This window comes from Gemmobacter sp. 24YEA27 (assembly GCF_030052995.1).
Lineage (GTDB): Bacteria > Pseudomonadota > Alphaproteobacteria > Rhodobacterales > Rhodobacteraceae > Pseudogemmobacter.
In genome coordinates, this window is the sequence record NZ_JASJPW010000001.1 from 2,716,954 (window position 1) to 2,736,497 (window position 19,544).

General features: G+C 64.3%; 20 protein-coding genes and 1 pseudogene. 9 read left to right on the forward strand and 12 right to left on the reverse strand.

Annotation, left to right across the window (positions count from 1 at the left end):
• Nucleotides 1-2: 2 nt before the first annotated feature.
• Nucleotides 3-953, reverse strand: a complete 951-nt coding sequence (gene lipA, locus QNO18_RS13520) for a lipoyl synthase (RefSeq protein WP_092897928.1) — start codon at nt 951-953, stop codon at nt 3-5.
• Nucleotides 954-1,112: 159 nt separating this feature from the next.
• On the opposite strand from lipA, the pseudogene QNO18_RS13525 reads away from it, so the two are divergent.
• Nucleotides 1,113-1,807, forward strand: a pseudogene (locus tag QNO18_RS13525) (MIP family channel protein).
• Nucleotides 1,808-1,910: 103 nt separating this feature from the next.
• Here the strand turns inward: QNO18_RS13525 and QNO18_RS13530 are convergent.
• A complete protein-coding gene (locus tag QNO18_RS13530; RefSeq protein ID WP_283178082.1) occupies nt 1,911-3,089 on the reverse strand; it encodes a DUF6456 domain-containing protein in 1,179 nt (392 codons plus the stop codon).
• A gap of 200 nt (nt 3,090-3,289) precedes the next feature.
• Between QNO18_RS13530 and QNO18_RS13535 the strand changes: the two genes are divergently transcribed.
• Nucleotides 3,290-3,577, forward strand: a complete 288-nt coding sequence (locus QNO18_RS13535) for a DUF6477 family protein (protein ID WP_283178083.1) — start codon at nt 3,290-3,292, stop codon at nt 3,575-3,577.
• A gap of 79 nt (nt 3,578-3,656) precedes the next feature.
• Nucleotides 3,657-4,079, forward strand: coding sequence for a GFA family protein (locus tag QNO18_RS13540; protein WP_283178084.1), 423 nt, complete (start codon nt 3,657-3,659; stop codon nt 4,077-4,079).
• A 69-nt stretch (nt 4,080-4,148) separates the two neighbouring features.
• Here QNO18_RS13540 and QNO18_RS13545 read toward each other — a convergent pair whose 3' ends face one another.
• Complete coding sequence (locus QNO18_RS13545; RefSeq protein ID WP_283178085.1) at nt 4,149-5,690, reverse strand: trimethylamine methyltransferase family protein; 1,542 nt, start codon at nt 5,688-5,690, stop codon at nt 4,149-4,151.
• 194 nt (nt 5,691-5,884) lie between these two features.
• Between QNO18_RS13545 and QNO18_RS13550 the strand changes: the two genes are divergently transcribed.
• From QNO18_RS13550 to QNO18_RS13565, 4 genes are all read left to right on the forward strand, one after another.
• A complete protein-coding gene (locus tag QNO18_RS13550) occupies nt 5,885-6,787 on the forward strand; it encodes a metal ABC transporter substrate-binding protein (protein WP_283178086.1) in 903 nt (300 codons plus the stop codon).
• An 82-nt stretch (nt 6,788-6,869) separates the two neighbouring features.
• A complete protein-coding gene (locus QNO18_RS13555; protein WP_283178087.1) occupies nt 6,870-7,766 on the forward strand; it encodes a manganese/iron ABC transporter ATP-binding protein in 897 nt (298 codons plus the stop codon).
• Nucleotides 7,767-8,630: a metal ABC transporter permease gene (locus tag QNO18_RS13560; RefSeq protein ID WP_283178088.1), complete on the forward strand. Its 864-nt coding sequence runs from the start codon at nt 7,767-7,769 to the stop codon at nt 8,628-8,630. It begins immediately after the preceding gene.
• The gene (locus QNO18_RS13565) at nt 8,627-9,463 is read left to right on the forward strand and encodes a metal ABC transporter permease (RefSeq protein WP_283178089.1); all 837 of its coding nucleotides are present in this window, start codon (nt 8,627-8,629) and stop codon (nt 9,461-9,463) included. Before QNO18_RS13560 ends, QNO18_RS13565 begins: the two co-directional genes overlap by 4 nt.
• Nucleotides 9,464-9,532: 69 nt before the next feature.
• Here the strand turns inward: QNO18_RS13565 and QNO18_RS13570 are convergent, their stop codons facing one another.
• Nucleotides 9,533-9,778 (reverse strand): DUF2312 domain-containing protein, encoded by a 246-nt coding sequence (locus tag QNO18_RS13570; protein WP_283178090.1) that lies wholly within the window; start codon nt 9,776-9,778, stop codon nt 9,533-9,535.
• 145 nt (nt 9,779-9,923) lie between these two features.
• On the opposite strand from QNO18_RS13570, the gene QNO18_RS13575 reads away from it, so the two are divergent.
• Nucleotides 9,924-10,139 (forward strand): hypothetical protein, encoded by a 216-nt coding sequence (locus QNO18_RS13575; RefSeq protein WP_092897950.1) that lies wholly within the window; start codon nt 9,924-9,926, stop codon nt 10,137-10,139.
• A gap of 21 nt (nt 10,140-10,160) precedes the next feature.
• On the opposite strand, the gene QNO18_RS13580 is transcribed toward QNO18_RS13575, so the two are convergent.
• The 3 genes from QNO18_RS13580 to QNO18_RS13590 form a co-directional block, all read right to left on the reverse strand.
• Nucleotides 10,161-10,682, reverse strand: a complete 522-nt coding sequence (locus QNO18_RS13580) for a hypothetical protein (RefSeq protein ID WP_283178091.1) — start codon at nt 10,680-10,682, stop codon at nt 10,161-10,163.
• 44 nt (nt 10,683-10,726) lie between these two features.
• Nucleotides 10,727-11,971 (reverse strand): enoyl-CoA hydratase/isomerase family protein, encoded by a 1,245-nt coding sequence (locus QNO18_RS13585; RefSeq protein ID WP_283178092.1) that lies wholly within the window; start codon nt 11,969-11,971, stop codon nt 10,727-10,729.
• Nucleotides 11,972-12,354: 383 nt separating this feature from the next.
• Entirely contained in the window at nt 12,355-12,675 is a 321-nt protein-coding gene (locus QNO18_RS13590; RefSeq protein WP_283178093.1) for a hypothetical protein, read from the reverse strand.
• A 94-nt stretch (nt 12,676-12,769) separates the two neighbouring features.
• Between QNO18_RS13590 and QNO18_RS13595 the strand changes: the two genes are divergently transcribed.
• Complete coding sequence (locus tag QNO18_RS13595) at nt 12,770-13,207, forward strand: TIGR01244 family sulfur transferase (protein WP_283178094.1); 438 nt, start codon at nt 12,770-12,772, stop codon at nt 13,205-13,207.
• A 64-nt stretch (nt 13,208-13,271) separates the two neighbouring features.
• Here the strand turns inward: QNO18_RS13595 and QNO18_RS13600 are convergent, their stop codons facing one another.
• The 5 genes from QNO18_RS13600 to QNO18_RS13620 all read right to left on the reverse strand — a co-directional run bounded on the left by QNO18_RS13600 (nt 13,272) and on the right by QNO18_RS13620 (nt 19,458).
• Nucleotides 13,272-14,321, reverse strand: coding sequence for a FliM/FliN family flagellar motor C-terminal domain-containing protein (locus tag QNO18_RS13600; protein WP_283178095.1), 1,050 nt, complete (start codon nt 14,319-14,321; stop codon nt 13,272-13,274).
• 119 nt (nt 14,322-14,440) lie between these two features.
• Nucleotides 14,441-17,116 (reverse strand): ATP-binding protein, encoded by a 2,676-nt coding sequence (locus QNO18_RS13605; RefSeq protein ID WP_283178096.1) that lies wholly within the window; start codon nt 17,114-17,116, stop codon nt 14,441-14,443.
• 7 nt (nt 17,117-17,123) lie between these two features.
• On the reverse strand, nt 17,124-17,417 hold the full coding sequence (locus QNO18_RS13610) for a hypothetical protein (protein WP_283178097.1): 294 nt from the start codon (nt 17,415-17,417) through the stop codon (nt 17,124-17,126).
• A 162-nt stretch (nt 17,418-17,579) separates the two neighbouring features.
• Nucleotides 17,580-18,002 carry a response regulator gene (locus tag QNO18_RS13615; RefSeq protein ID WP_283178098.1) on the reverse strand — a complete coding sequence of 141 codons (423 nt, stop codon included), beginning with the start codon at nt 18,000-18,002 and terminating at the stop codon, nt 17,580-17,582.
• Between the two features lie 154 nt (nt 18,003-18,156).
• The gene (locus tag QNO18_RS13620) at nt 18,157-19,458 is read right to left on the reverse strand and encodes a helix-turn-helix transcriptional regulator (protein WP_283178099.1); all 1,302 of its coding nucleotides are present in this window, start codon (nt 19,456-19,458) and stop codon (nt 18,157-18,159) included.
• Nucleotides 19,459-19,544 lie beyond the last annotated feature (86 nt).

Here is a 19,544-nt window from a genome sequence, read left to right on the forward strand (position 1 = left end):
GCTCAGGCCTGGCCGAGTTTCTCCATCCGCGCCTGGCGCAATTGCGCGAAATCATCGCCCGCATGATAGGAAGACCGCGTCAGCGGCGTGGCCGACACCATCAGGAAGCCCTTGTTCCAGGCCGATTTTTCATAGGCCTTGAAATCTTCCGGCGTAACAAACTCCGCCACGCGGTGATGTTTCGGGGTTGGTTGCAGATATTGGCCTACGGTCAGGAAATCGATATCGGCCGAGCGCATATCATCCATCACCTGCAAGACCTGGGGCCGGGTCTCGCCAAGACCGACCATGATCCCCGATTTGGTAAACATCGTCGGATCAAGCTCTTTCACCCGCTGCAAAAGCCGCAGGGAATGGAAGTAGCGCGCGCCGGGGCGGACCTCATGGTAAAGCGCCGGCACGGTTTCGAGATTGTGGTTGAAAACATCGGGCCGCGCCTCGACCACTTTCTCCAGTGCCGAGGGCGCGCATTTCAGGAAGTCGGGCGTCAGGATCTCGATCGTGGTATCCGGCGAGCGGTGCCGCACGGCGCGGATCGTCTGAGCGAAATGCTCGGCGCCGCCATCTTCCAGATCGTCCCGGTCGACGCTGGTGATCACCACATGGTTCAGCCCAAGCTTCGAGACCGCATGCGCCACCCGCCCCGGCTCGAACGCATCAAGGTTTTGCGGCTTGCCGGTCGCCACATTGCAAAAGGTGCAGCCCCTGGTGCAGATCTCGCCCATGATCATCATGGTGGCGTGACCCTGGCTCCAGCATTCGCCGACATTGGGGCAGCCCGCTTCTTCGCAGACCGTCACCAGACGGTTTTCCTTCATGATGTCGCGGGTCTTTTTATACCCTTCCGAATTCGGCGCCCGGACCCGGATCCAGGACGGCTTTTTCGGCTGCTCCTGATCGGGGCGATGCGCCTTTTCGGGGTGACGCTGATCGGGGATCTTCAGATCGCGCATGGGCTGACCTCTGGAATTTTTCCCCCTTTTCCGGGGGTCACCCCAGACATAAGCTGAGAGAGGCTCCAAGGCAACGGATAGTGCATATACACGTCCCCGGAGCCGCCCGACCAGTATCCGCCGGGGAATTTCCCCCCGGCACTGTCACCCGGAGGGACAATGTCTAAACAATTTACTGCCGAAGTCATCGGCACATTCATCCTCGTTTTCTTTGGCTGTGGCGCGGCGGTGATCGCCGGCGCTGATGGCACAACCGGCGTGGGCCTGACCGGCATCTCGCTGGCCTTCGGCCTCTCGATCGTCGCCGCCGCCTATGGCGTCGGCGCGATCTCAGGCGCGCATCTCAATCCCGCGGTCAGCCTTGGCATATTGCTGGCGGGCAAGATGACGCCCGGCGCCTTCATCACCTATGTGATCGCTCAGCTGGCCGGCGCCATCCTCGGCGCGGCGGTGCTTTACCTGATCATGACCGGCAAAACCGGCTTCACGCTTGGGGAATACGGGCTCGGCTCGAACGGCTATGGCGAGAATTATCTGGGCAAATACAACCTGACCTCGGCGCTGATCTTCGAGATCGTGGCGACCTTCCTCTTTGTCACGGTGATCCTTGGCGCGACCCATCCCGGCGCATCGACCATCCTTGCCGGGCTTGCCATCGGTCTGACCCTGACCGGGATCCACCTTGTCGGCATCCAGGTCACCGGCGTCTCGGTGAACCCGGCCCGCTCGGTCGGTCCGGCACTTTTTGCCGGCGGCGCCGCGCTGAGCCAGCTCTGGGTCTTCATCATAGCCCCTCTGGTGGGGGGGGCCTGGCTGGTATCGTGCATGCGGCCGGCCTGACACGCGCAGACTGACGCGCGCAGACTGATCTGCGCGGATGACCTGCAAACGCGCGCCCTGAAAAGGGCGCGCCTCTTTATCCCATTCCGGCGTTCTGGCGGGTCGGGCCCCAAAGCCTCACCCGATCAGCGGACCCGAACGGCCATAGGTCTCGTCATAATGCCGGCGGAGCCGGAGCAGCGCGATCCGGAGCACGATCTTCCCCGATCGCGCCGCCCATCCCATACGGCGCTCGGCACTTTCGACACCTTCGAGAAAACAACAGACCCTGAGGGCAATATCGCCAAGCCCCGGCCCCAGATCGCGCAAGGCGAGCGCCACCCGGTCGCGCGCCCGGCCCGGCCCCTCGGCCAGGCCGCTGTCACCGCGAAAACCGCCCCGGTCGCCGCCGGTCATGAATTTCTCCCAGTTCTGCGCCACGCGCGGCCCCATCTGTGCAAGCTCAAAATCCTCGCGCAGCCGCTCGGCCGCCGCCACCAGATCCGAGGTCAGGAACAGCTCGCCAGTCTTCTCGCGCCGCCGCCCCAGCACCGCAACCGGGCTTTCCGCAATGTTGAACCGCATCCGGCGCGGGCCTTCGGGCGTCTGTACCTCTCGCTCGGCAAAATCGCGATGCTGATCGGCGAAAGGCGTCGCCGCCTCGGCCAGACCGGACGGCTCCCCGTCCTCGCCCAGGATCTGGCGCAGCGCAGCCCGCCCCGCCTGAGTTATGCCATAGGTCGAAATCCGCCCGCTTTTGCGGCACGAGATCCAGTCCTTGAGACAAAAAGCCTGGGCAACCGCGCGCTCCAGCACTGCCGTCCTGACCGCGCGCCCGTCGGGAAACTCGCGCAGGACCGCCGCCTTCTCCATGTCGCCGGCAAAGGCCAGCAGCGCGCCCGGTTCGGCGAGGCGGCGCAGGATGCGGCGCGCTTCGCGGTCGAGTTCGCTTTCATCGGGAAGTGTGACGCCCATGGCCGGAGCGGCTTTGGCGCGGCGGGTGACCTCTTGCGGAATATGGCCTGTCATCGCGGGGATTACCTTCTGGCGGACCGGATTGGGGGAAAGCGGCGCCGAACGGCTGAGCTGGCTGAGAGCCGCATCCATCAGCGGATCGTCGCGACGGCACTCATACCGGCGCACCTGACGCATCACGGTCGAGGCATGCACCCCCCGTTCGCGCGCCAGCGCCCTGAGTGAAATCCCCTCTTCGGTGTGACCGAGATAGAGCCTGACCTGATCCGGAATCCAGGCCGGCAGAGAACCCGGAAACCGGGATGCGCTGGCTGGGTTTTCAAAATCTCTGATCTGTTCCATTTTCAGGTCTGAACATCCGGCTGGTGCGAAATGCAGCTTAGGGGATCGTGGTTACTCAGATGTTAACTGGTTACAATTTGTCGATAATGGTAACCAAAAGCTAAACAGCCCCTTCCCGGGCGCTCGCCGGTTTTAAGGCCTGCGCAACGCCGGGATTTTCCAGGACAGACTGCCCTTCTTACCCGCAGAAGGAGCCGTGAATGTCTGATTTTCGCACCAATCTCTCTGAAATCCGCCGCCCCGGAATCCTGATGCGCGCTGTCCGGTTTGCCCTGGCCGATTACCACCGGCCAAGTGCGCTGAAGCGCTTTGCCCCGCAAGAAAACCGCCCCGAGCGCATTGTCTCGAAGCTGTTCGAGGCCGAGGCGCGGATCGAGGAAATCCGCCAGAGCGGCGCGTCCACCTATTCGATCTGCGACCATATCGAGGTGCTCGCAGCTCTCGTGGCCGAGTGCCGGCTATTGCAACCGAGACCGGCCGCCGGCTGAAATCCCCCCCTGTCCTTCCCCGCGGTCTTGTGGCCGTTACTGCCGGGACATAGGCTCTCACAACTTCAGGGAGGGGCCAATGAGCCAGAAAACAGAGGATTTCAGCGCAGCCTGTCATTGCGGCACGGTCCGCTTCCGGCTGCGTCTGACCGGGGGTTTCACTTCGATCCGCCGCTGCACCTGTTCTTATTGCAGGATGCGCGGCGCGATTGCGGTCTCGGCCGGGCTTCAGGATATCAGGTTCGAAGCCGGCGAAGATAATCTCACGCTCTACCAGTTCAACACCGGCACCGCGAAACACTATTTCTGCAAAACCTGCGGCATCTATACCCATCATCAGCGCCGCTCGAATACCGATCAATACGGCGTCAATGTCGCCTGTATCGAAGGGGTCAGCCCGTTTGATTTCCGCGAGATCCCGGTGAGCGACGGCATAAGCCATCCGAGCGATACAGGGGGCACAACGCGGCGTGCGGGTGTGCTTCGCTTTGATCCTGACTGAGCCGTTCTGACAGAAAAAGGCCCCGCTCTGTTGCCAGGGCGAGGCCAATTGTTTCAAATTGAGAAACTGTTACATGAAGGCGTCGGGCATCTCTGCCTTGCGCTTCGCGACATAGTCATCCAGCGCCTCGCGCTTTGCCACGTCGAGCTCCGGCGCCACATAATCCGCCAGCATCTTCCTGACCTTCAGAGCTGCCAGTTGCGAGGTATCGCGGGCGCCCTCTTCCTCCCAGGTCTCGAACGGCTTGTAATCCAGCACATCCGAGCGCCAGAACGCGGTCTTGAAATTGGCCTGGGTATGGGCGCAGCCAAGGTAATGGCCACCCGGACCGACCTCGCGGATCGCATCCAGCGCCTGGGCGTTTTCGTCCACCGCAACGCCCTTGGCGATGCCGTGCAAGGCGCCCAGCTGATCGGCATCCATCACGAATTTCTCGTAAGACGAGACCAGCCCGCCCTCCAGCCAGCCGCAGGCATGGAGCATGAAGTTCACACCCGCCAGCAGCCCCATATTCAGGCTGTTCGCGGTCTCATAGGCCGCCTGCGCATCCGGGAGTTTCGAGCCGCAGAACGACCCGGCCGACCGGTACGGCAGCCCCAGACGGCGGACCAGCTGACCTGCCCCATAGGTGATATGCGCGGCCTCGGGCGTCCCGAAGGTCGGCGCGCCGGAATTCATGTCGATCGAGGTGACAAACGCCCCCGCAATCACCGGCGAGCCTGCGCGCACCAGCTGGCTATAGGCCACACCGGCGAGGATCTCGGCCAGCACCTGGGTCAGCGTGCCTGCCACCGTCACCGGTGCCATAGCGCCACCGACGATGAAGGGCGACACGATGGAGGCCTGGTTATTGGCCGCATAGACCTCAAGCGCGCCCATCATGATCCCGTCGAAGGTCATCGGCGAGTTGATGTTGATCAGCGAGGTCATCACCGTGTTCTGGTCGACGAAATCGTCGCCGAACAGGATCTTCGACATATCGACCGAATCCTGCGCCCGCGAGGGTTCCGTGACGGACCCCATATAGGGCTTGTCAGACAGTGTCATATGCGCGTGCAGCATATCGAAATGGCGTTTGTTCACCGGGATATCGGTCGGCTCGCAAACCGTGCCGCCGGAATGGTGCAGCCATTTCGACATATAGCCCAGCTTCACGAAATTCTGGAAATCCGCGATGGTCGCGTAACGGCGGCCACCTTCCAGATCGCGGACGAAGGGCGGGCCGTAAACCGGTGCCAGCACCAGATTCCTGCCGCCGATCTCGACATTGCGCTCAGGGTTGCGGGCGTGCTGGGTGAAGGTCGCAGGCGCGGTCGAACAAAGCTTGCGCGCAAGGCCGCGCGGGATATGCACACGTTCGCCGCGCACATCGGCACCGGCCTCGCGCCAGCGCACGAGGGCTGCCGGATTCTCCACGAAATTGACGCCGATCTCTTCGAGGATCGTCTCGGCGTTATATTCGATGATCTGAAGCGCCTCTTCATTCAGCACTTCGAAATTCGGGATGTTGCGGCTGATGAACTTCGCCGTCTCGAAGCTGACAGCCGTGCGTTCCGCGCGCCGTGCCGCGCCGCCACCCCGCGCCCGACGACCCTCGATCACTTCCGACATCTTATCCTCCTGAACGGCTCTGAACCGGAAATACTCCTGCCGGGGCATTCACCGCTTCGGGTTTGCGGCGCTTTTGTGCCGTTTGCGACATTCCGAACGCCCGACAGCGACAACACCCGCTATCCCTCGCAAATCAACGGTTGACAGTTGAGAATGATTTGCATTTACATCTAAGCATGCCGAGAGGAGAGATAATGCAAGCCTGGCTGAAAACCCCGACCACCGCCCTCGCCGCCCTTCTTTTGACCACCGGTCTGGCCTTTGCCGGAGAGAAGCTGAAAGTCGTCACCACCTTCACCGTGATCGCCGATATGGCGCAGCATGTGGCGGGCGATGCGGCCGAGGTGGTCTCGGTCACCCGCCCCGGCGCCGAGATCCATGGCTATGAGCCGACCCCGCAGGATCTGGTCCGCGCGATGGATGCCGATCTGATCCTGTGGAACGGGCTGAATCTGGAACTCTGGTTCGCGGGCTTTCTGGAAAACCTCGGCGACCTGCCTTCGGCCACGCTGACCGACGGGATAGATCCGATTGCGGTCTCATCGGGATCCTATCAGGGCAAAGCCAATCCGCATGCCTGGATGGGACTGGATAACGCTCTGATCTATATCGACAATATCGAGAAAGCCCTGACAGAACACGATCCGGACAATGCCGCGACCTATGCCGCCAATGCTACGGCCTATAAGGCAGAGATGAAGGCCGCGATCGAGCCGCTGCGTGCCCGCATCGCCGCCATTCCCGAAGACAAACGCTGGCTGGTGACCTGCGAAGGCGCGTTTTCCTATCTCGCCCGCGATTTCGGCATGAAAGAGCTCTATCTCTGGCCGATGAATGCCGATCAGATGGGCACGCCGCAGCAGGTCCGCGCGGTGGTGGACGGGGTTAAAGAGCACCATATCCCAGTCGTCTTCTGCGAAAGCACGGTCAATACCGCCCCCGCCGAACAGGTCGCGCGCGAGACCGGCGCCTCTTATGGCGGCGTGCTTTATGTCGACAGTCTTTCCACCGCAGATGGCCCGGTCCCGACCTATCTCGACCTGCTGAAAGTCACGGCAGAGACCATCGCCATCGGGCTTGAGAGCAGCCCCAACTGAGACCCATTCTCAAAAACACTTCTCTGCCGCGGTTTCCCGTGGCAGAGTTCGCTTCATTCCAGCTGAGAAAGCCCTTCCTATCATGCCGCAGACCCCAGACCCCCGGATAAAGGCCGCAGCCGCCGATGATCCGGGTGGTGGCATCACCGCGCAGGATGTGACGGTCACCTACCGCAATGGCCATACCGCGCTCAGGAATGCCAGTTTCGGGATCCCGCGTGGCACTGTCACTGCGCTGGTCGGCGTGAACGGCGCCGGAAAATCCACGCTTTTCAAGGCGATCATGGGATTTGTGCCGGTTGCGAAAGGTCAGATCAGCCTGCTTGGCCGATCAGTTCGCGAGGCCCTGAAACAGAACCTCGTGGCTTACGTTCCACAATCCGAAGAGGTCGACTGGTCCTTCCCCGTCCTCGTCGAGGATGTGGTGATGATGGGCCGCTATGGCCATATGGGGTTCCTGCGCATCCCGTCTGCGGCGGATCGCGCGGCGGTCGACCAGGCGCTTTCGCGGGTGAATATGCTGGATTACCGCCACCGCCAGATCGGCGAGCTGTCAGGTGGCCAGAAAAAGCGCGTCTTTCTGGCCCGCGCCCTGGCGCAGGATGGCCAGGTGATCCTGCTCGACGAGCCCTTTACCGGCGTTGACGTCAAGACCGAGGAACAGATCATCACCCTTCTGCGCGAGCTGCGCGATGAAGGCCGCGTGATGCTGGTCTCGACCCATAACCTGGGCTCGGTGCCGGAGTTTTGTGACCGCGTCGTGCTGGTCCGGGGCACGGTACTGGCCTATGGCCTGACCGCCGAGACCTTCACCCATGACAATCTCGAAGAGGCGTTTGGCGGCGTGTTGCGGCGGTTCACCCTTTCGGGCGATCAGCTGCATGACGATGACGACCCGCGCCATGTCTCGATCCTGACCGATGACGAACGGCCGCTGGTGCAATATGGCCATGAGACCCGCACGCGGGAGGGTCGCTGAATGGAGATCCTCTGGGAGCCGTTCACCTATTCCTACATGCTGAACGCGATGTGGGTCTCGGCGCTTGTCGGCGGCGTCTGCGCCTTTCTCTCGGCCTATCTCATGCTGAAAGGCTGGTCTCTGATCGGCGATGCGCTTTCGCATTCCGTCGTGCCCGGGGTCGCTGGTGCCTATATGCTGGGCCTGCCCTTCGCACTTGGCGCCTTTCTCTCGGGCGGGCTGGCGGCCCTCGCCATGCTGTTTCTCTCAGACCGGAGCGGGCTGAAATCAGACGTGGTGATCGGGCTGATCTTCACCGCGTTTTTCGGGCTGGGCCTGTTCATGGTGTCGCTGAACCCGATGGCGGTCTCGATCCAGACGATCACCATGGGCAATATCCTCGCCATCACGCCCGAAGACACGCTGCAACTGGCGGTGATTGGCTTCGTGACGCTGGCGGTCTTGCTGGTGAAATGGAAAGACCTGATGGTGGTGTTCTTTGACGAGAACCATGCGCGCTCTGTCGGGCTGCATCCGGGCCTCCTGAAAGGCGTGTTTTTCACATTGCTGTCGGCCTCGGTTGTGGCAGCGATGCAGACGGTCGGCGCCTTTCTGGTGATCGCGCTGGTCGTGACACCCGGAGCCACCGCCTGGCTGATCTGTGACCGCTTTGGCCGACTGATCGTGCTGTCGGTTGTCATCGGCACAGTGACCAGCTTTGCCGGTGCCTATGTCAGTTATTTCCTCGATGGTGCGACCGGAGGGGTGATCGTGTGCCTGCAAACCGTGATCTTCCTCCTCGTCTTCATCTTCGCCCCGAAACACGGGCTTTTGGCCGCGAAACGCCGCGCCGCTGCTGCCCTGCATGCGGAGGACGCGACATGATCGAGACATTCCTCTTGCCGTTCCAGTTTCCTTTCATGCAAAAGGCGTTCCTGATTTCGGCCATGATTTCAGTGCCCTGTGCACTTTTGTCCTGCTTTCTGGTCCTGAAAGGCTGGGCTTTGATGGGGGATGCGGTCAGCCATGCCGTGCTTCCGGGGATTGTGCTGGCCTATATCTGGGGCTTTCCGCTGATCATCGGCGCCTTTGCCGCCGGCATGTTCACCTCGGTTGCGACCGGCTGGCTGTCGGAAAACAGCCGTATAAAGCCAGACACCATCATGGGTGTGGTGTTTTCCGGCATGTTTGCCGCCGGGATCGTGCTTTACACCTCGATCGAAAGCGATGCGCATCTCGACCATATCCTGTTCGGGAATATGCTGAGGGTCAGTGTCCAGGATCTCTGGACCGCCGGACTGATCGCCGGGTTCGTGACGCTGGCGCTGGTGGTAAGCTGGAAAGACCTGATGCTCCAGGCCTTCGATCCGGCCCAGGCGCGGGCCTCGGGGCTCAGGGTCGGGATGCTGCATTACGGGCTGCTTGCAGTGCTGTCGCTGACCATCGTGGCGACGCTGTCGGCGACCGGGCTGATCCTGGCGGTGGGCCTTCTGATCGCGCCCGGCGCCATCGCCTTCCTGCTGGTGCGCCGCTTCGGCCAGATGCTGGTCGTGGCCTGCATCGCCTGCTTTACCGCGATGATGACCGGGATCTGGGCAAGCTTCTGGGTTGATGCCTCGCCCGCCGCCACCATCATTCTGGTGCTGACCGCGATGTTCCTCGCCGCCTTCTTCCGGCGCAGCCTGCAAATCCGCGCTCAAAGCCGCGCTGCGGTCTGAAGCCAGAGCCGCATTGCGATATGAAATCGGGGGCCACTGGCCCCCGTTTTCGTATTCCGCATGCGCTGCTCAGTTCATCCCGAGCGCGGTCATGTAAACTTCGAGGATCGCATCCGCTTCCTGGCGCTCATCGGCATCCTGCTTGCGCAAGGACACGATCTTGCGCAGCGCCTTGGTGTCAAAGCCCCGGCCCTTGGCCTCGGCATAGACCTCTTTCAGCTGCTCGGCGATGTCCTTCTTTTCGGCTTCGTACTGTTCGATCCGCTCGATCAGCTGACGCAGCTCATCGGCGGTCACATTGAAGGCGTCATTCATTCCTGCTCTCCGCTTTATGCTTTGCCCGACAGATACCCTGCCGGGGCTGCCGATTTCAAGCGCTGCCGCCCGCTCTTGTGACCCCTCTTGCGCGAAAGCCCGCCAGCGTTTAGCCAGCATCCCGCAGCACATGGCGGAGCTTTAAATGCCCTATCTGATCTGGCCCGGCGCCTTCCTGTCGCTTCTTGGCGTCTTCGGCCTGCTCTGGTGCATCCTGCGCGGGCTGAAAATCCGCCGTTCGGGCGCTACGGATGAACAGATGCGCAGCGAACTGCAAAAACTTTTCGCGGTAAATTTCGGCGCGCTTGGCCTTTCGGTGCTGGGCCTCGCGATGGTGATCATGGGCATTTCGCTGGGCTGAGCCCCGGAATGAGGCGCAGGCTTACGCCGCCGACCGCCCCTTCGAGACCAGCCGGTCCAGGGACGGATGCGGCGTCCAGACCGGATCATCCTCCTGCCAGCGGCGCAGATCGCTGCGCAGCACCATAGCGCCCCGCTCGCCCGCCAGATGCATCGGCCCCCCGCGCCAGCGCGGGAAGGCATGTCCCTGCACCATCAGAAAATCCACCGCAGCCGGCCCTGATTCCGCGCCATCCGCAATCTGGCGGTAGCCCTCATTCGCCAGCGCCGCCAGCCAGCGCCGGATCACCTCTTCGGCCGCCATACCGCGCATTGCGACCTCAGATCCAGGCTCCGGCAGATCGGGCATCGCCTGGCCAAAGCCTTCCAGCGCCGTCGCAATCAGCCGGCGCGGCACGCCCATCGCCAGCATCCGCGACAGCGCCGCCTGACCGCTTGCCGCCACGCGGCGCCCGACCTGCGGCAGGGTGCCGCTGAGCACCGGCTGCAGGCCAAAGCTGCGCATCAGTCGCCAGAGCCCGGCCATCGCCACCGGCGCCGCCACCCCACCGGTGCTGATCTCGCAGACCCGACCGGACGGCGCGATGGTCAGGCCCGCGCGCCCACCCCCCCACCAATCACCAGATGCAGCGCCGCAGGATGCTGCCGGGCCAGGCCATCTGTCACAGCCCCGGGCCGCGCATGGACCACCAGCCCCGCCTGGGCCAGCGCACCGGCGGGCTGCCCGGTCTCAAAACGCAGGAAATCCGCGTCACGCTGCGCCTGGCTCAGCCGGCCCGAACGCGTCTCGGCTTCCAGCCGCTCGCGCACCCAGGCCGCGATCCGCTCCAGCGAGGCCGCGTCCCCGCCCCCCTCCGGCCCGGCCCAGATCACCCGGAGGCCCCGGCCAAGCGCCAAGAGCGCCAGCGCCGCCAGCTGCGGGCCAGCCCCGGTCAGCCCAAGCGTGCGGATCTCGGCACCGCCACTGCCAGCCACGCCCGGCGGCAAAATATGCGCCGCACGTTCGGCCCGCGCGGCGGCGATCAGCCCCCGGCTTTCCCCCGTGGCCAGCAGGTCATCGAAGACAACCGCCTCCAGCGCAAAGCCGTTTTCCGGTGGCAAATAAAGTGCGGCCTCAATGCAGTCGATGATCCGCGCCGGAGCCTGCATCGGGTTGCGCGCCAGATCACGCCGCGCCCGGGCGATGGTGGCGGCAAAGGCAGAGCTGTCGCGGATCCCGTCCTCGCGGGCAATCACCGGCGCCGGAACCGGCATCTGCGCCGCAAGCGCAATCGCCGCCGGGACGGGGTCGCCCTCGGTCACATGATCGGCGAGGCCGATGGCAAGTGCCTGATCGGCATCGAGCGGTATTGCATTCAAAAGCAGCGAGATTGCCTCATCCGGCCCGGTCAGCCGTGGCAGACGCTGGCTGCTGCCGGCCATGGGCGAAAGGCCGAGCCCGGCCTCGGGGAACTGGATCCGCGCACTGATCGCCATGATCCGCGCGTGACAGGCGAGCGCCAGCTCTGCCCCCGGCCCGATGGCGCGGCCGGAAATCGCTGCCACCACCGGCGCGGGATAAAGGTCGATCTGCCGGCAAATCTGGGCCAGCGTGGGATTGCCCTCGAGAAGCGCGGCACCGGTCTCGACAAGGGTCGCCGAAGGAAAGGCGCCTGCGGCACCGGCGATCACCACCGGGCGGGCGCCGCCGGCCCGTGTCTCTCCTGCACTGCATTCCGCCGCGAGCGCTGCCGAAAGTGCAGCCCTCACCTCCCGGGTCAGGGCATTGAGAGGCGGATGTCCGATCTCCAGCAGAAGAACGCGCCCATCGGGCCCGACAAGGCTTTGCTGCACCGGCCCCGCCGTAGCTGTGCCCGCAACAGCATTATCCGGCGCCGCCGTTTCATGCGCGTCAGCTGCATTTATGGCCGAACTGCTGCCCGCAGTCCCGCTCCCCTCAACCCGATTCATGCCCCCGCCTTCACCCGACAATCTATGGGGTGCAAGTTAACAGGACATTCCGGTTGCTTGACAAGAGCTTACGCCGCCTCCCCGGCAACCTCCCGCCAGAGGAGGCCCCGGCTTACCAGCACTCTGGCCTCCACACCTCTTTCACAACCAGGCCCAGGACATCCAGGCAGTTCGCATCCCGAACCCATCGCAATTCTGTCGGGCCCAACAAAGGCCTGCCCTTGCGAGAGGCCCATAAGGAACAGCCGTTGCCTGGCCGGATAATGTCACACCGGCATATTGTCGAAGCTTCGTTCGATTTCCGCTTCTTCGCGCAGGCGCCGCGCCTCGCGTTGCAGCTGGCTTTCGCGCCCGGCGCTCTCGGGCAAGGTTGGAAGGCGATGCGCCAGGGCCTGAAGCTCTGCAAGTGTCGCGTTCAGCTCCTGCAAAGCGCCGTCTTTTGCAAGCCTGACCGCCTCCCGCGTCAGATGCTGCAGTTGCGAAAATCGGTTGTAAATTTCCATGGCCGTTCCTCCTCCGGCTGCCGATACGTCCGGGCAGATTTTACTCACTGTCTGTTTCCCGACCATGATCCAGATCAGGATCACGCCGCTTCCCACCGGCTTCTGCCCCCCGCATCGGGGCTTTCCCCCCGCCGTTCCGCAGAGTAGGCTGCGGCAGAATTTCCGAAGGGACGTCAAGATGGATATCCGCCCGCTCAGTGACACCTATGCCGTTTCGCCCCAGATCGCCCTTGAGGACCTTGAGGCGATCAGGGCCGCCGGCTATCGTGCAGTGATCGACAACCGCCCCGACGCCGAGATCCCCGACGAGCTTCATACCGGGGAAATGCGGGCGCAGGCCGAGGCGCTTGGCCTTGTCTTCTTTGCCAATCCGGTGATCGGCGGCGCGCTGACGATGCAGAATGTCACGGCCCAGGCCGAGGCCATTGCCGCAGCGCCAGGCCCGGTCCTGGCCTATTGCGCCAGCGGCAACCGATCCTCGATCGTCTGGGCCCTGTCCCAGGCCGGAACGCGGCCCGCGAGCGAGCTGATCGCCGCCGCAGCGCAGCATGGCTACCAGCTCGCTCATCTCGCCCCGCAGATCGAGGCACTTGCCGCGCAAAAAGCCGCTGGCTGAGATATCGGAGCCGGGGGGCTGCCGGGATCGCGCGGCCCTTCCCCTGCCGAGCCGGACCAGCCGCTCAGGCCGGGACACGGACATCAAACCTTTCGCCCAATCCCGCGTCCAGCCCGAAACCAGGATCGGGTGCGGTCCCTTGTTCGACAGGCCCCTGTTCCATCGGAAAGCCCGCCGGGAAATCCAAAGATCCGTGAGCGGTCTCTGATGGCGGATCCTGCCTTGCGGCCATGTCAGGGAGGCCGGCATCAACCTCGCCTCCCGGTGCCGCAACAGCGCTGATCCGCAGCGCGCGATAGCCATTTTGCTGCCCGAGACGCGCCGCCGCCACCGCCCTCCCGTCAATCCCAATCAGGCTGATCCTGGCGATACTGGCATCGTTCAGCGCCAAAAGCTGCCCCGGCTCCAGCTGCATCACCTCATTAAGCGTCAGCATCCGACGCCCCAGCACGGCCTGCAATTCGCATTCGGCCTGCCCCAGATCCGCGGCAAATCCCTCAGGCCCCGACGTATTGGCAGAGGCAAGTGCGACCGGGGGACCGGTAAGTGGCAAAGCGAGCAATATCTCACCGCTGCGTTTGCCATCAGCCAGCGAAAGCGTGGCGCTCATAAGGTGATAGGGCTGATCATCGAGTAAAAGCCCGATGCTGCGCGCGTCATCAAGCTGTGATGCGAAACGGAATCCGGCCTCCACCCGGCGGTCCGGCAGATCGCGGACCAGGAAATCGAAGCGTGCCAGCGCCCGGTCAAGCACCGGCGAGATCATCGCAGCATCCGTTCGGGTCGGACGCCGCGGCCCCGGCGGTCCCGCGCCAATGCGGCCGATCGTCTGTATCTCGATCAGCGAGGCCGTGAGCTCCGGCGACAGCGCCGCCACCCCCATCGCGCCACCTGGCCCATCCAGCAGCGCAATCAGAGCGCGCTCAGCCGGCAGCTCCGGCAGTTCCACCAGATCGCAGGGCCGCGACGTCAGGGCCGTGGTGTCGGCCGGCAATCCCGCCCCTTCGCGCAAGGCACGCGCCAGCGCCAGCCGCCAGGTCTGATCTACCAGCGCATGGGGCCGGGCCTGTTCGTCTTGCGCGGGGCGGAGTTTGCGGCGCAGGATCTCGCTCATGCCAATGCTTCCCGTTCTGTCCAGGCAGCACCATTCTGACCGCGAGAAAGTTTGCGCAAAGTTAACAGGGCAGAGAAAATCGTCTAAAAACCGCTGCCAGCGCCGCACTGCCTGGTTTTTCAGCCCGGCTCGATCCGAAGCGGCAGCACCACGCGGAATGCCGCCCCGCCCTGACCCGGAAGATAGTCGATCGTGCCGCCGAGATTGGTCACGATTTCCCGGCAGATCGCGAGGCCAAGCCCGGCGCCCGAGGCCCGCGCCTCACCGGGAAGGCGCCAGAACTTCTCGAACACCATGGATTGCAGCGCCTTGGGAATGCCCTTCCCGTTATCCGCGACATCGACCCGCACCCGCCCGGCCCTGACCCGCACCGCGATGCGGATGCGAGGATGGCTCGAATCGCAATATTTACGCGCATTGGCGATCAGATTGATGAACACCTGCGTCAGCCGGTCCGCATCGGTCCGCATCCAGACGGATTCGGCGACCTGGTCACGGGTGAATTCGATATCGCGCTCTGGCTTGACCTTTTCGGTCGCAAGGATCGAACGGTCGATCAGATCGCGCATGCTTACAAGGCTGACGGAAAGCTGCACCTTGCCGCTTTCCAGCACCGAAAGATCCAGCAGGTCATCGAGCAGCCGGGTCAGCCGTACCGCCTCGTCGCGGATGATCCCGCCCGAGCGCGCCACAGTGCCGACCGGCAGGTCACCCTCGGCGAGGATCTCGGAAAAGGCGCGGATCGAGGTCATGGGCGTTCGCAGCTCATGGCTGATCTGCGACAGGAACGCGTCTTTCTGCACCGACAGAGCGGTCAGCTTCTCATTGGCCTCGCGCAATGCGGTGGCGGTACGGGCAAGCTCGCCGCGCTGCTCCTCAAGCTGGGCGGAATGTTCCATCAGCTGCGCGGATTCGCGCGCGACCACCATCAGATCCTCGACCGTGACCGTATCCAGGCCGACCAGTTTCGAAATCATCGCATGTGCGGTGGCCGCCCCGATAGAGCCCGCGAGCCGTTCTTCCAGCGCCGCCAGAAAGGCCGGGGTCGGGTCGGGCAGCATCGACTCGCTCTTGCCCTGATCGCGGGCAGCGCGCTCGAACAGACTCTGCGCCTCTTCTTCGCCCATGATGCGCTGCGTCATCATCAAAAGCGCCTCGGGTTCGGCCTCGCCACGCGCCCAGCGTTGCGGGCCTACGGGGCCGTCAAAGACATTGACGAAGGCGGCGCTTTGCAGCCTTTCGACCGGGCCGGGGAAGCTGAGGATCGAGGCGGCGCAAAAGGCTGCGGTATTGCCGATCAGCGACCAGAACAGCGCATGGACCAGAGGGTCCATCACCTCGGTCCCGAACATGCCATTGGGCCGCAGCCAGCCCAGCCCCCAAGGCCCTGATTGCAGCACCGAAGCCGGCAGGATCGCATCTCCGAATGACGGCAGGAACAGGCAATAGGCCCAGAGCAAAAAGCCCGTCGCCAGCCCAAGGAGCGCGCCTGTCCGCGTGGCGCCGCGCCAGAAGATGCCGCCGATCATCGCGGGCAGGAATTGCGCGACCCCGGCGAAAGAGATCAGCCCGATTTCGGCCAGCGCCCCCGAACCGCCCGAAAGCCGGTAATAGCCGAGCCCAAGTGCCAGAACGAGCGCGATGGAGAGCCTGCGCGCCGTCAGCACCAGGGAACGGATATCTTCGGAAATTGCGCCCGACCGACGCAGCCTCAGCCAGGTCGGGATCACGATATGGTTCGATACCATCGTCGCAAGCGCAATTGCCTCGACAATCACCATCGAGGTTGCCGAGGAAAATCCGCCAAGGAAGGCCAGCATCGCAAGCCCGCCCTGCCCTTCGGCCAAAGGCAGCGTGAGGACGAACATATCCGGGTTAGATCCCGCAGGCAGCCTTTCGATCCCCATAACCGCGATGGGAATGATGAAAAGGCTCATCGCCAGCAGATAGGCCGGAAAGGCCCAGGAGGCGCGGGCAAGCTGGCGGTCGTCGGAATTCTCGACCACGATCACCTGGAACATGCGCGGCAGGCAGATCACGGCGGCGCCTGCAAGGAACAGAATCGCGGTCCAGCGCCCCGGTTGCAACTGCCAGTCATGGAGGGATGAGGCGTCGATCTTGGCCATGATCCCCGAGACACCGCCCGCAAGGCCCCAGACCACGAAACAGCCAACCGCGATCAGTGCGACGAGCTTCACCACAGCCTCGACCGCGATGGCGGTGACGATGCCGGTATGCTGCTCTTTCGCATCCAGATTGCGGGTGCCGAAGAGGATGGTGAACAGCGCAAGCCCTGCCGCCACCCAGATCGCGGTCTGCCCGGCGGCCGGGCGGGCCTCGCCCGGGGCGGCGCTGGCGAAAACCTCGAAGGCCAGCACCACCGATTGCAGTTGCAGCGCGATATAGGGCGTCACCGCGACAATCGCGATCACCGTGACCAGCACACCAAGCGAGTTTGACTTGCCATAGCGCGAGGAAATCAGATCGGCGATCGAGGTCAGCCGCTGCTGTCGCCCGATATAGACGAGCTTGCGCAAGATCCACCACCAGCCGATGAAGACCAGCGTTGGCCCCAGATAGATGGTGATGAATTCGAGCCCCGAACGCGCGCCATATCCGACAGCGCCGTAAAAGGTCCAGGCGGTGCAATAGATCGACAGTGACAGCGTATAGACCAGAGGCGAGCGCAGCCAGCCAAGCTTGCCCTGCCCCGAGCGCCGTTCCACGAGGAATGCAACGGCAAAGAGGAAGATCACATAGGCGAGGCAGGAAGCAACCAGCAGGTTGAAGGACATCAGGGGATCAGCCTTCTTCCTCGTCGCCCGTCAGCATGGCGGGGCGCGCGGCATCCGGGCGGGGCGCGTCGGGGCTCGCCAGGCCCGGTGCCAGCAGCGCGGCGGCAAGGATCAGCAAGGCCCAGGTCACAAAGAACCAGATGACATCAGAGGACAGGAGCCGGTTGCCATCACCACCCGCAGGCGTCCATAGGATCGGCAGGATCATCAGAAAAGCCCCCGCCACCGGCAAAAGCCGCGCAGCGTCCCGCAGCCGGCGGCGGCGATAGGGGATGCGGCCCAGAAAAAGTGGCCGCCTCACGTGTGACCTGCCATCTCGACCGGACGGGCCCTTTGCTGCGGCCCTGGACGCTGCGCGCCGCGGCAGCAAGCAGCGCGCAGCCCCGCCTGGAAAAGGCACCCGGTTTCGGCAGAACCAGAACCGGGCCCGGGGCGCAACAGATGCGCAAACCCTGCGGCGACCTTATGGGGTGACATTGCCGGACTCCGCTCCGGCCCGGCCGGCTATGTCGCCAGCCCCGGTCAGGCTGCGCACCTCGGCCACGATCTCGGCATTGGAAAAAGGTTTGGTCATGAAACGCGTCGCCCCGGCGCGTTCGGCGGCCTCGCGGTCGCGTGGCAGGCCCTTGGCGGTCAGCATCAGCACCGGCACATCGGCAGTCACCGGATCGGCGCGCAGGGCCGTCAATACCTCGATCCCGGAAAGCCCTGGCAGCATATGGTCAAGGATCACAAGGCCCGGCTGCACCCTCCGCGCGATCTGCGCCGCGTCGCGACCCTCGGCATGGTGGATCACCTCCCAGCCGGCGCGCGACAGGATGAACTGGATCGCCTCGGCGATATTGGGTTCATCTTCGACCAGCAGCACCTTGCGGCTGTTTTCCATGCCCGTCCCCCGCCTTTCTTCCTCCCGGCCAGCCGCCTGAAGCGCAGCGCTCCCGGCCTTCCCGGTTCCGGACACCTGGCCCGGAATGCCAGTATCTTATGATTTTCCTGCCCCTGTCAAAAGGCGATCTCGCGCTGCATTGCGGCACGAGGGTTCAACCGGGGCGTGCCGCGCCGCGCTGCGCCTTTGCCGCCGCCGCCGGCGCTGTCCCAAGGATCGAGGGTTCGCGGCGCGCGGGACAGGCCTCGCGCGGGCAAATGCGGCAGGTGGTGCCCGCCGCAATCGGCGCCTGGTCGGCCGGTGGCGCCGGATCCGGCAGGATCAACATGGCCGCCTCGCGCAGCTCCGGTCCGGCAAAGCCCCAGGGCAGCCGCGCCTCGCACCAGGCAAGACAAAGAAACCGCCCGCCGCCGGGCTGCGGCATCTCGACCACCGCCCGGACCGGCTGGCCGGGCCGCGCCAGCGCCGCAAACAGCGGCCAGAGCGGACAGGCCGCCCCATAACGCGGCGGCGAAAACCCTGGCACAGGTTTGCGAAACAAAAGCGTTCCCGATGCATCACAGACCACCAGCCCGGCATCAGACCCGGGCCGGAAGGCCATGCGCCGCATCGCAGCATGAACCGGCACCCCGAATCTGGCGGCAATCAGCGCCGGATCGCCGCCCGCCGCCAGCGCCGTACGCAGCCCGGCCTCGGGGATCATCGCAATGTCCTTTTGCGCCTGGGCTGACCAGGCCCGCGCCAATGCCCGCGCCTCGCGCCCCGGGATCTGATCGGCTGCCGCTTCATCCGGCAGCGTCCAGCCGATCCGCGCCAGCCAGGCTTCCAGCTCATCCTGGGGCGCGACAACGACGCTCTCCGCCTCTTCCCCGGAATGGTCGAGCCAGGAGACCAGCGCCTCGGCGCCATCCACCAGACGTTCACTGTCCTGATGCAGGTTCAGGTGAAACCGGCGCTGCCAGTCGGGGCTGAGATCCTCGGTCTCGACCAGAATCCCCGCCGTCGCCCGGACCGCCGAGAGCGCCGATAACAGTTCATGCAGCGCCGCCGAGAGATGCGGATCATGGCCCAGCCGGTCATTCAGCGCCGCCATCCCCTGCCTCAGGCCCGCGATATGGGTCTGAAGATCGGCAATCAGCTGCGCCCAGCCGGGATAGCGCCCGGCAAGTTCACCTGCCCGGTCCGCTTCGGCGCCCGAGCCCGGAAAGCTCGCCGCCGCCGCGCGCATCTCTGCCACCAGCGCGCCGGGATCCCGTTCGGAAAACTCCTCCGGCGCAAGATCAAGCGCGCGCGCGAGCCGTTCCAGCACCTCGGGCGTCACATTGCGGCGATTGTGTTCGATAAGGTTGAGGTAAGAGGGCGAGATCCCCGCCGCCCGGCTGAGATCGCCCTGCCGCATCCCCGCTGCAATACGCCGTTCCCGCAACCGGGTGCCGATCAAAGGGGCGCGTGACATGGTCTCTCCGGGCAAGGTCAGCTGGGCGGCGCGCGACAGGCTCGCCCGGAGAATTTACAGTACGGTGAAAACTTTACAACCGAGGC

Excerpts from the sequence above, each read along its gene's own strand:
- lipA (WP_092897928.1), bottom strand. The coding sequence starts at position 953 with ATGCGCGATCTGAAGATCCCCGATCAGCGTCACCCCGAAAAGGCGCAT.
- QNO18_RS13530 (WP_283178082.1), bottom strand. The coding sequence starts at position 3,089 with ATGGAACAGATCAGAGATTTTGAAAACCCAGCCAGCGCATCCCGGTTT.
- QNO18_RS13535 (WP_283178083.1), top strand. The coding sequence starts at position 3,290 with ATGTCTGATTTTCGCACCAATCTCTCTGAAATCCGCCGCCCCGGAATC.
- QNO18_RS13540 (WP_283178084.1), top strand. The coding sequence starts at position 3,657 with ATGAGCCAGAAAACAGAGGATTTCAGCGCAGCCTGTCATTGCGGCACG.
- QNO18_RS13545 (WP_283178085.1), bottom strand. The coding sequence starts at position 5,690 with ATGTCGGAAGTGATCGAGGGTCGTCGGGCGCGGGGTGGCGGCGCGGCA.
- QNO18_RS13550 (WP_283178086.1), top strand. The coding sequence starts at position 5,885 with ATGCAAGCCTGGCTGAAAACCCCGACCACCGCCCTCGCCGCCCTTCTT.
- QNO18_RS13555 (WP_283178087.1), top strand. The coding sequence starts at position 6,870 with ATGCCGCAGACCCCAGACCCCCGGATAAAGGCCGCAGCCGCCGATGAT.
- QNO18_RS13560 (WP_283178088.1), top strand. The coding sequence starts at position 7,767 with ATGGAGATCCTCTGGGAGCCGTTCACCTATTCCTACATGCTGAACGCG.
- QNO18_RS13565 (WP_283178089.1), top strand. The coding sequence starts at position 8,627 with ATGATCGAGACATTCCTCTTGCCGTTCCAGTTTCCTTTCATGCAAAAG.
- QNO18_RS13570 (WP_283178090.1), bottom strand. The coding sequence starts at position 9,778 with ATGAATGACGCCTTCAATGTGACCGCCGATGAGCTGCGTCAGCTGATC.
- QNO18_RS13575 (WP_092897950.1), top strand. The coding sequence starts at position 9,924 with ATGCCCTATCTGATCTGGCCCGGCGCCTTCCTGTCGCTTCTTGGCGTC.
- QNO18_RS13595 (WP_283178094.1), top strand. The coding sequence starts at position 12,770 with ATGGATATCCGCCCGCTCAGTGACACCTATGCCGTTTCGCCCCAGATC.
- QNO18_RS13600 (WP_283178095.1), bottom strand. The coding sequence starts at position 14,321 with ATGAGCGAGATCCTGCGCCGCAAACTCCGCCCCGCGCAAGACGAACAG.
- QNO18_RS13605 (WP_283178096.1), bottom strand. The coding sequence starts at position 17,116 with ATGTCCTTCAACCTGCTGGTTGCTTCCTGCCTCGCCTATGTGATCTTC.
- QNO18_RS13615 (WP_283178098.1), bottom strand. The coding sequence starts at position 18,002 with ATGGAAAACAGCCGCAAGGTGCTGCTGGTCGAAGATGAACCCAATATC.
- QNO18_RS13620 (WP_283178099.1), bottom strand. The coding sequence starts at position 19,458 with ATGTCACGCGCCCCTTTGATCGGCACCCGGTTGCGGGAACGGCGTATT.